This is a genomic window from Agrobacterium sp. MCAB5 (assembly GCF_052114365.1).
Taxonomy (GTDB): domain Bacteria; phylum Pseudomonadota; class Alphaproteobacteria; order Rhizobiales; family Rhizobiaceae; genus Agrobacterium; species Agrobacterium tumefaciens.
Genome location: NZ_JBFREP010000208.1, coordinates 1 through 505 on the forward strand (window position 1 = coordinate 1; position 505 = coordinate 505).

Annotated in this window: 1 protein-coding gene; it reads right to left on the minus strand. The window is 57.8% G+C overall.

Annotation, left to right across the window (positions count from 1 at the left end; genetic code table 11):
• Positions 1 to 505 (minus strand): Tn3 family transposase (locus AB4Z23_RS28255; protein ID WP_441361277.1); only part of this gene is annotated, 505 nt, incomplete at both ends.

A 505-nucleotide genomic window follows, 5' to 3' on the forward strand; every position in this document is an offset into this window, starting at 1 on the left:
CGCTCGTACGGAAGAATTGGCCATCGGACGACGACGTTGTGCCATTGCCCCAAAGGCGCGAATGCGGATGCTGGGTGTGGGCATCGGTGATGCACGCTTGAGCCGTGCGGTATGTCTCCGATCGGGCGTGGAATGTGCGCATCCACCCAATCTGGTGAGCGCTAATCCCCTTGGAGGCGCCCGCCATTCGTTTGGGGCCAAGGTTCGTAGCATCGGCCAATACACCAGCCAGCATGGCAGAAACATTTTTTGGGACGTCGCCGGTGCGAACATGCGTGAATAAATCTGCAAAGCCAGTCCATTCATGCACTTCCCTTAACAGGTCGGGAACCTCGACCAACGGATACATATCGCTGATCTCGGCATTCAGTGCCTCGGCGGCCACAGGGATTTCGCTGGCAGTTGGTGTGATGATCAACGTTCCGGCCTCAAGACGAACTCCTTCGAGCTTTCCGGATCGTGCCCTGTGCGCCAGACGCTGCAGGTTGAAGTCGAGCATCTGACG